Annotated in this window: 12 protein-coding genes; 6 read left to right on the top strand and 6 right to left on the bottom strand. The window is 62.8% G+C overall.

What is annotated here, in order from left to right:
• The first annotated feature begins 254 nt into the window (after positions 1-254).
• Positions 255-1,016 carry an NAD kinase gene (locus tag Q1A85_RS15810; RefSeq protein ID WP_299691491.1) on the top strand — a complete coding sequence of 254 codons (762 nt, stop codon included), beginning with the start codon at positions 255-257 and terminating at the stop codon, positions 1,014-1,016.
• 53 nt (positions 1,017-1,069) lie between these two features.
• Positions 1,070-2,194, top strand: coding sequence for a Coenzyme F420 hydrogenase/dehydrogenase, beta subunit C-terminal domain (locus Q1A85_RS15815; protein WP_299692274.1), 1,125 nt, complete (start codon positions 1,070-1,072; stop codon positions 2,192-2,194).
• A gap of 66 nt (positions 2,195-2,260) precedes the next feature.
• On the opposite strand, the gene Q1A85_RS15820 is transcribed toward Q1A85_RS15815, so the two are convergent.
• From Q1A85_RS15820 to Q1A85_RS15830, 3 genes are read right to left on the bottom strand one after another with little or no spacing between them, the layout of a single operon-like run.
• Positions 2,261-2,824, bottom strand: a complete 564-nt coding sequence (locus Q1A85_RS15820) for an SCO family protein (RefSeq protein ID WP_299691494.1) — start codon at positions 2,822-2,824, stop codon at positions 2,261-2,263.
• A 3-nt stretch (positions 2,825-2,827) separates the two neighbouring features.
• On the bottom strand, positions 2,828-3,394 hold the full coding sequence (locus Q1A85_RS15825) for a hypothetical protein (protein WP_299691497.1): 567 nt from the start codon (positions 3,392-3,394) through the stop codon (positions 2,828-2,830).
• 10 nt (positions 3,395-3,404) lie between these two features.
• A complete protein-coding gene (locus tag Q1A85_RS15830) occupies positions 3,405-3,857 on the bottom strand; it encodes a hypothetical protein (protein WP_299691500.1) in 453 nt (150 codons plus the stop codon).
• Positions 3,858-4,046: 189 nt separating this feature from the next.
• On the opposite strand from Q1A85_RS15830, the gene Q1A85_RS15835 reads away from it, so the two are divergent.
• Positions 4,047-5,060, top strand: coding sequence for a hypothetical protein (locus tag Q1A85_RS15835; RefSeq protein ID WP_299691503.1), 1,014 nt, complete (start codon positions 4,047-4,049; stop codon positions 5,058-5,060).
• A gap of 376 nt (positions 5,061-5,436) precedes the next feature.
• Positions 5,437-6,210 carry a class I SAM-dependent methyltransferase gene (locus Q1A85_RS15840; RefSeq protein WP_299691506.1) on the top strand — a complete coding sequence of 258 codons (774 nt, stop codon included), beginning with the start codon at positions 5,437-5,439 and terminating at the stop codon, positions 6,208-6,210.
• A gap of 77 nt (positions 6,211-6,287) precedes the next feature.
• Here Q1A85_RS15840 and Q1A85_RS15845 read toward each other — a convergent pair whose 3' ends face one another.
• Entirely contained in the window at positions 6,288-8,180 is a 1,893-nt protein-coding gene (locus Q1A85_RS15845) for an AMP-binding protein (protein WP_299691510.1), read from the bottom strand.
• Between the two features lie 116 nt (positions 8,181-8,296).
• Between Q1A85_RS15845 and Q1A85_RS15850 the strand changes: the two genes are divergently transcribed.
• Entirely contained in the window at positions 8,297-8,677 is a 381-nt protein-coding gene (locus tag Q1A85_RS15850; RefSeq protein ID WP_299691513.1) for a hypothetical protein, read from the top strand.
• A gap of 12 nt (positions 8,678-8,689) precedes the next feature.
• Here Q1A85_RS15850 and Q1A85_RS15855 read toward each other — a convergent pair whose 3' ends face one another.
• The gene (locus tag Q1A85_RS15855; RefSeq protein WP_299691516.1) at positions 8,690-8,947 is read right to left on the bottom strand and encodes a hypothetical protein; all 258 of its coding nucleotides are present in this window, start codon (positions 8,945-8,947) and stop codon (positions 8,690-8,692) included.
• Between the two features lie 132 nt (positions 8,948-9,079).
• Positions 9,080-11,353, bottom strand: coding sequence for an NADP-dependent malic enzyme (locus Q1A85_RS15860; RefSeq protein ID WP_299691518.1), 2,274 nt, complete (start codon positions 11,351-11,353; stop codon positions 9,080-9,082).
• 205 nt (positions 11,354-11,558) lie between these two features.
• Between Q1A85_RS15860 and Q1A85_RS15865 the strand changes: the two genes are divergently transcribed.
• The gene (locus Q1A85_RS15865; protein ID WP_299691521.1) at positions 11,559-12,662 is read left to right on the top strand and encodes a cupin domain-containing protein; all 1,104 of its coding nucleotides are present in this window, start codon (positions 11,559-11,561) and stop codon (positions 12,660-12,662) included.
• The last annotated feature ends 1 nt before the right edge of the window (position 12,663 follow it).

Below are 12,663 nucleotides of genomic sequence, written 5' to 3' on the forward strand. Positions count from 1 at the left end.
GAGCCAAACAGCTCCGGATCGCGGTCGGCCAGCGACCCAGTGAAAAATCCGTCAGTGCGGTGCGGCGCGTTCATGGAAGTCTCCTCGTGACATGAGTCGGTTCAATTTGCGGTTTCCTATCGGAAACGCGGCCATCTCGCAAAGGATGTAACCCGACCAAACGCCACCCGCCAGCGACAAAGCGCGCGCACACGCTGGTAAGGGACGAAAAGATATGGTTCTTTCGGCGTCAAACGCGCGCTAAAGGAAACCTCATGCCGCTCAAGATCGCCTTTGCCGCCAGCCGCGCGGATGTGGCGCAGGCCGCGCGGACCGCGCTGGTACACCGCTTTGGCGACGCCGCTCTGGATCAGGCAGATGTGATCGTGGCGCTTGGCGGCGACGGGTTCATGCTGCAAACCCTGCACGGCACGCAGGATCTTGAGGCTCCGGTCTACGGTATGAACCGTGGCACCATCGGCTTTCTGATGAACGAATATGGCGAGGATGATCTGGTCGAACGGCTCGAAGCCGCCGAACTGGCCGAGATTAACCCGCTGCGCATGACCGCATGGGATGTCGAGGGCAACAGTCACGCGGCCCTCGCTATTAACGAGGTGTCACTGCTGCGTGCGGGGCCGCAGGCGGCCAAGCTGCGCATCACCGTCGATGACCGGTTGCGGATGGACGAACTTGTGTGCGACGGCGCGCTGGTGTCAACGCCTGCGGGGTCGACGGCCTACAACTACTCCGCGCACGGGCCGGTCCTGCCCATCGGGTCTGATGTGCTGGCCCTGACAGCGGTCGCTGCGTTCCGGCCCCGTCGCTGGCGCGGCGCATTGCTGCCCAAAACGGCGCGCGTGCGTTTCGATGTGCTTGAGGTCGACAAGCGCCCCGTGATGGCCGAGGCGGATTCGCGCTCCTTTCGCGAGGTCGCGGCCGTTGAAATCGTCTCGGAACCCGCGGTGGTGCACCGCATCCTGTTCGATCCCGGCCATGGCCTCGAAGAGCGGCTGATCTCGGAACAGTTCACGTGAACTTGCGGGATCCGGTGCCGCGCACGCTGTGCACCGATTGCGGTGTATCGCGCATGGCCGATCCGTCGGCGTGCGGCACGGCGTGCCAGTTCATCAAACCGGACTATCCCGGCATGGAGCGCACCGTCCACGGACGCACGCGCGGGATGGGGGATGAGCTGTTTTTTGGCCCGGTTGAGGCGATGCACTGCGCGCGCCTGAAATCCCCGGCGGACGGCGCGCAATGGACGGGCATCACGACGGCACTGGCGGCGAACCTGTTGGCGCAGGGGACGGTGGACGCGGTCCTCACCATGGTGCCCGATGCCAAGGACCGCTGGAAACCCCGGCCCGCACTGATCACCGACCCCGCCGATATGGCCCGCGCGCGCGGGATGCGCATGGGCTACGCCCCCCTTCTGGCCTTGCTCGAAGAGGCTCAGACACAGGGTTACACCCGTCTCGCCGTCATCGGCATTCCCTGCCAGATTTATGCGTTGCGCAAACTCGAGGCATCATTGGGTCTGGCGCGGCTCTATGTGATCGGCACGCCCTGTTCGGACAACACCACCACCGAGAATTTCCACCGCTTCCTTGCCTTGCTGGACGACGACCCGGACAGCATCACCTATCTGGAATTCCGCGCAGATTATCGCGTCGAACTGCGCTACGCAGATGGACGCCAGCGGCTGATCCCCTTCCTCAACCTGCCGATTTCGGACCTGCCACCCGATTTCTTTCCACTCACCTGCCGCACCTGCGTCGACTATACCAATGCGCTGGCCGACATCACGGTGGGCTACATGGCGGGCGAGGGGGACCAATGGCTTTTGGTGCGCAACGCCCGCGGGGCGGAGATGCTGGCGGGGCTTGGTGACCGAATTGAGTTGAAACCTGTTGGCACGGGCGGCAAGCGCGGCGCGGCTGTCAAAGGGTTTATCGCCAATACCGAACGTGCCGCCGGTGGCCTGCCATTGCGCCGTATGCCCGACTGGGTGCGCCCGATTGTCAGTTGGCTGCAACCCCGCACCGGCCCCCGCGGGCTCGAATTCGCCCGCGCCCGACTGGAGATGAAGGCCGCCGAAACCATCCTGCATCTACGCCATGCCATGCCCGCCAAGATGAAAAACATGATCCCTGATCACGTCTGGAAGATCGCGGAACCCTACGGTCTTGCGCCCAAAGACGGCGACAGATGACCATATCTTCTTCTCTTTGAAAATACTCCGGGGAGCCCGAAGGGCGGGGGCAGCGCCCCCTCGACATCAGCCGTCCTGCGCAGGTTCAAGATAGGTGGCGGCGATGTGCACGGCCTGATCCACATCCAGAATTGGCGGCAACAGCGTCAGCAAAGCCCCGTCGCCGTCCAGCAGGTGGATAAAGCTGCCGTGGGAATAGACCCAGCCATATTCCGGGTCCTCAAACAGGGGCTCCACCTCGACGCGGAACGCATCATAGGCGACCTGCAAGTCTTCCTGTGGCCCGGTCAGCCCGATGAACGCGGCGTGGTGCACCGCCAGCGGCGCGCCCATCGTTTCCACCTGATCCTGATCCGGGGCAACGGTGATCATCACCGGCGTGACGTCCATACCATCTTGGGCCAACGCATCCACCATCTGCCCCATCAGCGGCAGCGCCGCCGAGCAGATGTTCAGACAGTTGGCATATCCAAAAAACAGCAGTTGCGCCTTGCCCTCTGGATCAGCCTCGGTCCGGGCTGCGCCATATTGGTCTGTCAGCGCGTATGACCCGCCAATATCAACGGGAAAGGGGCTTTGCCCCGCCGCCGGCAAGGCGGCGAGGCACAGAACAACACTCAATGCGCGCATGGCTCAGAAATTCTCCGCAATGAACGCTTCATCGATCTCAAGGCCGAGGCCGAGATACCCTTCGGTTGCGATGATCTCTTTGATCGACGGATCGCGGCGGAACCACGGGCCCTTGCCTTTTGCTTCGGGGTGCTCTTTGGCCCAGACCTTAGTCCACGTGTTCGCCTTGATCTTGTCGGTCTCACCGGGCGGTACGATGGATTGCACCAGATAGACGTTGCGCGCGCCAAGGTCCGGATCGTCCAGCATCAGCCCATCCACGGTGATCACCTGATTGCAGTAGGGCTGCAACTCGACCGCAGCGCCGGTAAAGGCGGGCTGGCTGTTTTTCATGGCGAGGATCAGGACGTCGTCCGCCGTGCGCAACAGGCCCATCTGGCGTTTGCCCGCACCGCAGTCGGCAGGACAGTCGCCGGTGAATTCACATACGAGATCGACGACCTTGGCCTCGAACTTGGCGGGGATTTCGGCATAGAGGTTCCAGCTGCGCGCCTGGGACCCTTCGGAGAAATCCTGCGCGGCCAGCGGTGTGGCGAGCAGGGCAATTGCGGCTGTCAGATGTTTCAACATGTGCGGCACCTCACTTGTTCGGATCAGGGATCGAGAAGCCGGGCACATTGCCATAGTCCTCGTGGTTCTTGTTGGTGATGTCGAGGTCGGACACGACGTCAGACACCACGATGTAGCGCAGACCGTCCCGCTCATAGAGCATTCCGTCCGCCTCGACCGTGTGCGCCGCCATCCTCAGCAACGTGTCACCGCCGGCTGTCTGCGTATCGTCACCGACCTTGAGCACCATGTAGACGGTGCCGTCCTCTGCCAGCAGGCCCACCGGGATGCCGCCAGCGCTGCACCAAAGCGCGCACGTATGGTGCGCAGAGCCCACCACGGCGTCGGGTCCCCCCATCACGCCGGAATAGTAACACCAGGTGTCGATGATCTCGCCCGAGACCTGAATGCGCGTGCCTTCGGCGGCAAGGCCGGGACTGGACAGGGCGAGCCCGGCAAGGAGTGAAAGGGTGAAGTGTCGCATCGGCAGGTCCTTGTTCATGCTGTCGTGACGTCACTCTATGCACGCGCATCACGTTCGTCCAAATCACATTATTGGGCAGCCCGCTTGCAGCGTTCTTCTGCCGACTTGGCGGGGCGACATGACCGTGGTATTTTACACGTCAAAACAAGGGCCAACCGCCCGCCCGAGCAGAGGCCACGGCAGCAGCGCATGACGGCACTCAACAAATACGACCGGCTGGAGGCCACGGGTCTGTGGCGTGCCACTCCAGATGGACAGCGCCGCGAGGTGGTGGTGTCCATCGGTGACGCGACGCTGGTCATTTCCGATCTCAACGACCGGGCGCTGACCCACTGGTCGCTGGCTGCGGTGGAACGTGGCCCGATGGTTGGTGGGGGCGCTGTGTTCCATCCGGATGGCGATCCGGACGAAACGCTTGAGTTGAGCCCGGAAAACGCCGAGATGATCGACGCGATCGAGACGCTTCGTCTGGCCGTGGCCCGCGCCCGCCCCCGTCCGGGGCGGTTGCGTTGGCTGGGCGCTGCGGTGTCGGTCAGTGCGGTGGCGGCACTGGCGTTCTTGTGGCTGCCCGGCGCGCTGGTGGATCATGCGGTGCGTGTGGTGCCTCCGGTTAAGGAGGTCGAGATCGGCAACGCGCTGCTGGCGCGCATCGAACGGGTGTCCGGCCCGCCCTGCGCAACGGCCGAAGCGCGGCCCGCGCTGGCCGCTCTTGCAGGTCGTACCGGCGCCGCGCGCGTTGTGATCCTGCCCGGCGGAGTGCGCGAGGCGCTGGCCCTGCCCGGCGGAACAGTTGCCTTGAACCGGGCGCTGGTCGAAGATTTCGAAGCCCCGGAAGTTGCAGCGGGCTATGTGCTGGCCGAACTTGAGCGTGCCGGTGGCGCACCCCCGCTTCGCGCGGTGCTGGAACATGCGGGGACACCGGCCACGGCGACACTTTTGACCACGGGAACGCTGCCGCCATCGTCGCTCGACGCTTTTGCCGAGGATCAATTGGCCAACCCGGCGCCGCCGCCTGCGCCTTCGGACCTGATTGCGGCCTTTGCTGCCGCATCGATCCATTCGACGGCCTATGCGCGTGCCCGCGATATCTCAGGAGAAGAAACGCTGGCCCTGATCGAGGCGAACCCAATGGCCGGGGCAGAGGCAGTGCCGATCATGCCGGACCGGGACTGGTTGCAACTGCAGGCGATCTGCGACGGTTGATCTGTTGCTGGCGGGTGTTTGCCGCTTTGGCCGGGTGTGGGAGGGGGGCCAGCCCCCCGGCTTCGCCTCCCCCCGGAGTATTTTCTAAAGAGAAGAAATAGGACGTGTTTGCACGCGTGCTGAAGCGGAGGGTTTGATGCCAGGCGTGGCCGCGATGCGCGTTTCTGTCGGGGGTGGGATGACCGGCGACTGTGCGTCCTGGCCTTCCAGTCTCACGGTGATGATCCGGTGAAACCTGTGGCGGTCGGGGCATTGCACCTTGTCCAGATTTTGCGCGTCAGTGCTGGCGCTCTTGGCGCCGGGCGGTGGGTTCCGCAGTGCTGACATGCGGATTTTGTGCTAATGTGCAGGCCAAAGCATAGCAGGGGGACGGACCGTGACGCGTGATCATGTTTTGATCAATCGCTCGGTTTGGGAGGCTGACGCGGTCAACTGGGAAGATGTTGGTGCGCGGCTCTGGGCGCTTGAGACGCCTGAATGGGGGAACTGGGGGCATCCGGATCACGGGTTGCAGTTGTTGCCGCGCGATATGGTGGGGCAGGATGCGATAGAGCTTGGATGTGGCACCGGATACGTGTCCGGTTGGATGGCACGTCGCGGGGCGCGTGTGACGGCAATTGACCTATCGCCACAGCAATTGGCGACAGCCCGGCGGTTGGCCAAAGTACACAACGCCGACATTGCCTTTGTCGAAGGCAATGCGGAACAAACGGGCCTGCCCGCCGCGTCCTTTGACTTTGCCATATCCGAATATGGTGCATCGATCTGGTGTCGGCCCGAGGTATGGCTGCGCGAAGCATGGCGATTGCTGCGGCCGGGCGGACGGCTTGTGTTTCTGGGCAACCATCCCTTGTCACTGGTTTGCTCGCCCCCTGACGGATCGCCCTGTGACCGCACATTGCACCGTCCTTACCGCAATATGTGGGGCGCTGACTGGACCGACGTCACATTCGAGCCAAGCGGCGTATGCTTTAACCTGACCCTATCCGGATGGATGTCCCTGTTCGACCAAATCGGGTTTGCCGTCCGAAGATACGACGAGGTTTACGCCCCCGACGGGGCAGAGGGTGTGCGCGGTGCGGTGCCTGCGACATGGGCCAAGGAGTACCCTGTCGAACAGGTTTGGCATCTGGAAAAACAGACCGCGTGAGATCGGCGGAGCCGCGCGTCCCACGGTCGGGATTCATGTCGTTGGGTACCCCCGCTGGCAGCCTGCCTAACCGCCTGTCAGCCTTTTGCGTAGCCAATGGTTTGGAGGGCCTCCTTGATCTCGTCGAGGATGGCGGGGTCGTCGATGGTGGCGGGCATTTTGAAATCCTGATTGTCTGCGATCTTGACCACTGTGGCGCGCAGGATCTTGCCCGAGCGGGTCTTGGGCAACCTGTCGACCACGATGGCCTGTTTGAATGCGGCCACGGGGCCGATCTGGTCGCGGACGCGTTTGACACACTCGCCGACGATCTCGTCATGCGGGCGGTTAACGCCGGTGGTCAGGCACAGAAGGCCCACAGGCGATTGCCCCTTGAGCTGGTCACTGACGCCCACCACGGCGCATTCCGCCACATCCGGGTGCCCGGCGAGGACCTCTTCCATGGCGCCTGTGGACAGTCGGTGGCCCGCCACATTGATCACATCATCGGTGCGCGCCATGATATAGAGGTAGCCGTCTTCGTCCATCATGCCCGCATCGCCGGTTTCGTAGTAGCCGGGGAATGTGGTGAGATAGCTTTTGGCAAACCGATCTTCGGCGTTCCACAGCGTCGGCAGAGTGCCGGGGGGCAGGGGCAGCTTGATCGCGATCCCGCCCAGTTCGCCTGCCGCCACGGGGTGCCCCGCCTCGTCAAGGATTTTCACGTCATAGCCAGGCATGGGCACAGTGGGTGAGCCAATTTTCACCGGCAGCGCTTCGAGACCTGCGGGGTTGCCCGCGATGGTGTAGCCGGTTTCGGTCTGCCACCAGTGGTCATAGACCGGCACGCCAAGGATATCCTGCGCCCATTCGATTGTGTCGGGATCGGCCCGTTCACCAGCGAGGTAAAGGGCGCGCAGTCCGGAGAGGTCGTATTTCTGCCGCTCAAGCCCCTTGGGGTCTTCGCGTTTGACCGCGCGGATGGCGGTGGGGGCGGTGAAAAAGCTTTTGACGTTATGATCGGCAATCACGCGCCAGAAGGTGCCAGCGTCGGGGGTGCCGACGGGCTTGCCTTCGAACACAACGGTTGTGTTGCCATGGATCAGCGGCGCGTAGCAGATATAGCTGTGACCCACGACCCAGCCCACGTCCGATGCGGCCCAGAACACCTCACCCGGTTCCACCTGATAGATGTTCTTCATCGTCCAGTTCAGCGCCACGAGATGGCCCGCGGTGGGGCGCACGACGCCTTTGGGCGCGCCCGTGGTGCCGGAGGTGTAGAGAATATAGGCAGGGTGATCGCCGTTGACCGGGACGCATGGCGCAGGATCAATGCCCTGCTGACAGGCGTACCAATCGATATCGCGCCCCTCGATCAGCTCTGCGGGTTCCTGTTCGCGCTGCAGGATGATGCAGACGTCTGGCTTGGCAGTGGAAAGGTTGATCGCCTCATCCAGCAGCGGCTTGTATTTGACCACGCGGCCCGGTTCCAGCCCGCAGGAGGCGGCGATGATGGCCTTGGGCGCGCAATCGTCGATGCGCACAGCCAGTTCGTTGGCGGCGAATCCGCCGAACACGACCGAATGGATAGCGCCGATACGCGCACAGGCCAGCATCGCCTCCAATGCTTCGGGCACCATCGGCATGTAGATGATAACGCGGTCGCCCATGGTGACGCCCTGCGCTGTCAGTGCCCCGGCCAATGTGGCGACGCGGGTCTGCAATTCGGCATATGTGATGCGGCTGACGGAGCCGGTGATCGGGCTGTCGTAGATGATGGCCAACTGATCACCGCGGCCTGCTTCGACATGGCGGTCGACGGCGTTGTAGCACGTGTTCACCTTGGCATCGGCGAACCAGTCATAGAGATTTTCGCCGCGCTGGGTCAGAGCCTTGGACGGTGGGGTATCCCAGTCTATCGCTTGGGCGGCGGTCATCCACCAACCTTCCGGGTCTGTTTTCCAGTTGTCGTATTCGGCGCGGTATCCCATGGTATTCCTCCTCGTCCCTCGCACACAGCCCTATGCGCAGCAAAAGGGATGTGACAAGTCTGTTAGCGGCAGACCTGCGCAACCGCGCCGATTTTACGCAGTTTGAGGAGGTTGGGATGAGAACGAAACTGACATGGACTGTGATTGCTGCGCTGGTGATGGTCGCTGCATGTGATGCGCCTGCGCCGGAGGTTGACGGCTTGCGTGGTCCGGCGCTGGAGGCGCGGTTGACGAACCAAAGGATCACGTTGAGCGCCCCGAATACGTCGCGCAAGGTGACCATAGATCTGCGCGCAGGCGGCGTCGGCACAGCGACATTGGCGCAGCGCCAAAGCATTTTTTGGACTGTGGAGGAGGATCGGCTGTGCGTCGGTCGCACGCAGAGCAATCTGGACTGCGCGCGCACAGCCATTGCGGGAAACCGGATCACCGTGCGTTTTGCGCGTGGGAACGCTGGAGGGTCGGAAGAATTGTCCGGAACGCTGTCGCCCCTGTAACGGCTGCGTCTGTTACCGCCCGCGCGGCCGGGTGAAGATGTCGGACAGCGCAACTTCGCAGTCGCGGATGTCGCCGGGGATGCAACTGACCCGTTCGGCACCGACATAGATGGTCATGCGTTGGTAGGTCCGGCCGTCATCTGTCTGGAAGGTGCGGGTGACGGTGCGATATGTGTCGCCGCGCAAGGTGATGCTGCCCGGCTCCTCATTCGTGGTGGTGGCGCAGGCGGTCACAGAGACGAGGGCGGCGATACACAGCAGTCGGATCATGGGGGCCTCCGGGCCAAGCTACGGTTGCCATTATAAATAGGGCGGATCGCGCCGCGTGACAGGGCCATCACGACCGTTTTCCAAGATGGGAAACGGGCTGGTAAACCTGCCGGTATCGGCGGCGCGCGGCAATCAGCCGTAGTGCGTGACGGGTGTACCGGCCACCGCGGACATGTTCAGCAGCCCCCGCGCCGTGATGGACGGCGTTACAATGTGCGCGCGGTTGCCCAGACCCATCAGGATGGGGCCAACCTCTAGCCCGCCGCCTTTCATCTTGAGGATGTTGCGCACGCCAGAGGCCGCGTCGGCATGGGCAAACACAAGCACATTTGCAGGCCCTTCCATGCGGTTGCCGGGCATCAGCCGGGCACGCAGGTCGGGATCAAGTGCGGTATCCACGTTCATCTCCCCCTCGTAGCAATAGTCCGCTTCCGCTTCGTCGAGGATCCGCATTGCGGCGCGCAGCCGTTCGCCCGAGCCATAATCCTGCGTGCCGAACTGCGACTGTGAACACAGTGCAATGTTCGGTTCCCGGCCAAAGCGGCGTACGTGGCGGGCCGCGCCTTGCACGATTTCCGCCAGCTCCTGTGGCGAAGGGGTCGTGTGGACATGGGTGTCGGCGATAAACAACGGCCCGTCTTCGAGGATCATCAGGCTGAGCGCGCCCACAGGGTGCAGCCCGTCGCGCCCCAGTACCTGCGTGACGTAGTTCAGATGCCAGCGATGTTCGCCGAATGTGCCGCAGATCAGGCTGTCAGCTTCGTTCCGGTGCACCATCACGGCACCGATGGCGGTGGTGTTGGTGCGCATGATCGCACGCGCAAGGTCCGGGGTGACGCCGCGACGGCACATCAGGTCGTGATAGGTGCCCCAGTAGTCGCGGTAACGCGGGTCGTTTTCGGGGTTCACGAGATCAACATTGTCGCCAAGGCGCAGGGTCAGCCCGTCACGAGCGATGCGGGTTTCGATCACTTCGGGCCGTCCGATCAGGATCGGGCGTTCGGTGGTCTCTTCAATCATCGCTTGGGCTGCGCGCAACACGCGCTCATCCTCGCCTTCGGCAAAGACGATGCGACGGGATTCGGCCTTGGCCGCCTCGAACACGGGTCGCATCAGCAGGGCGGATTTGAAGACCGAACTGTCCAGCTTGCGCTTGTAGGCCTCAAGGTCGTCTATGGGCCGCGTGGCCACGCCCGTGTCCATCGCCGCCTTGGCCACAGCGGAGCTGACAATGCTCACCAGTCGCGGATCAAAGGGTTTGGGGATCAGGTAATCGGCCCCGAAGGTGAGCTGTTCACCCTGATAGGCGGCGGCGGCCTCGGCGCTTGTGGTGGCACGGGCCAGCGCTGCGATGCCGTCGATACAGGCAAGCTGCATCTCGTCATTGATGGTGGTCGCGCCCACGTCCAGCGCCCCACGGAAGATGAACGGAAAACACAGTACGTTGTTGACTTGATTTGGAAAATCGCTGCGACCCGTGGCAATGATCGCATCCGGCGCGACGGCACGGGCATCATCGGGGAGAATTTCCGGCGTTGGATTGGCGAGGGCAAAGATGATTGGCCTGCCCGCCATTTTTTGCACATGTTCCGGCTTCAGGACGCCGGGACCGGACAGCCCGAGGAACAGGTCGGCCCCGTCGATCACATCATCGAGTGTGCGTTTGTCGGTGGCTTGCGCAAAGGCGGCCTTGGCCGGGTTCATGTCGACCTCGCGACCCTCATAGACCAGCCCGTGAATGTCGCACAGCCAGACGTTTTCGCGCTTGACCCCCATCTTGAGCAGCATGTTGAGGCAGGCGATGCCCGCCGCGCCGCCACCTGTCGACACGATCTTGATGTCAGCAAACGACTTGCCCGCCACGTGCAACGCATTTGTTGCTGCCGCGCCCACGACGATGGCGGTGCCGTGCTGATCATCGTGGAATACCGGGATGTTCATGCGCTCGCGGCAGATACGCTCGACGGTAAAGCAATCGGGGGCTTTGATGTCTTCGAGGTTGATGGCCCCAAAGGTCGGTTCCAGCGCGCAAACAATCTCGGCAAGTTTTTCCGGGTCGGTTTCGTCGACTTCGATGTCGAAACAGTCGATGGAGGCAAATTTCTTGAACAGGACCGCCTTGCCCTCCATCACCGGTTTGGAGGCGAGCGCGCCGATATTGCCGAGACCCAGAACCGCAGTGCCGTTGGAGACGACCGCCACCAGATTGCCGCGCGCGGTGTAGCGGGCGGCATCCGCCGGGTTTGCCTTGATCTCGATACATGCTTCGGCGACGCCGGGCGAATAGGCACGGGCCAGATCGCGCCCGGTGGCCATGGGTTTGGTCGCGCGTATCTCAAGCTTTCCGGGTTTGGGATGTTCGTGATACTCAAGCGCGGCCTCGCGCAGGCTGGGTAAATCAGTCATGGGTTACCTTATTCGAGCGTATTCCAAAAATTTGGTTTAGCGTTAAACTATTTTCCGGCGCGCGACAATTGACGTTTGGTCACGGGGGGGCGTGATCCGGGTGCGCGCGTGCCGCGCACGCCATTTATTCAAAGCCTCTGTCCCCGGCCCGGATTGCATCCGCGCCGTGCACAGAGTTTATTTGCCGGGATGAAGGGGGATCGTCATGTCTGAACTGCGGGCCGAAGTTGTGCTGCCAAGCGCGGCGCTCGGGGACGATATTGGGTTTTTCACCAAAGTGCTGGGGATGCGGATGGACATGATCTACCCCGCTGACGATCCGCGTGTGGCTGTGTTCTCGGGGCATGGCATCACCGTGCGGCTGGACACGGGCGCAGCGGGAGGCCCCGGTGCCTTGCGCATTTTGGCAGATGATCCGGACGGGTTTGCGGAAGGCGCGCGCGCGCTGACATCGCCCGGAGGCACAAGGGTCGAGATCGACGACGTGTCGACGCCCCTTCATGCGCCGGAAACGATCCACAGTTTTGTGGTGCGTCGGCTGGCCGATCAGGCGCCTTGGGTCATTGGCCGGGCCGGAATGCACTACCGCGATCTGATCCCAGACCGTCTGGGCGGGTCCATCATCGCCAGCCATATCCGCATCCCCGATGGCGGGCCTGTGCCCGATATGGTGCATTACCACACGGTCGGATTTCAGCTGATCTTTTGTTACCGGGGCTGGGTGGACCTTGTTTACGAGGATCAGGGAGAGCCGTTCCGGCTGCACGCAGGATGTTGTGTGATCCAGCCGCCCGAAATCCGGCACCGCGTGTTGTATGCCAGTGACAATATCGAGGTGATCGAGATTGGCGTGCCTGCGGAACATATCACCACGATCGACCACGAAATGACGTTGCCGAACGGTCCGGCAAACCCGGACAGGCGATTTCAGGGGCAACGCTTTGTGCATCACAGGGAAGAGGATGCGGTCTGGCACCCGTTCCGTGTGCCGGGCTTCGATGCGCGCGATACCGGCATTGCGGAGGGCACCAACGGTGTGGCGGGTGTGCAAGTGGTGCGCGGTGCACGCGGCGACGCGGTATGGACGCGCCATAAGGCCGACATTCTCTTTACCTTTGTGATGGAGGGCCGGATGGTGTTGGAGGGGGAAGGGCGCGCGCCCTTTGCTCTTGAGGCGGGGGATGCCTTTGTTATTCCTCCGGGTGACGCGGTGCGGTATGGCGACCCATCGGACGATCTGGAGTTGCTCGAAGTGGCGTTGCCGGGTGTGTTTGCGACAGAGGTGGTCGCGGTGAAAGAGGGGGTCTGAG

Source organism: uncultured Tateyamaria sp., from assembly GCF_947503385.1.
GTDB lineage: Bacteria > Pseudomonadota > Alphaproteobacteria > Rhodobacterales > Rhodobacteraceae > Tateyamaria.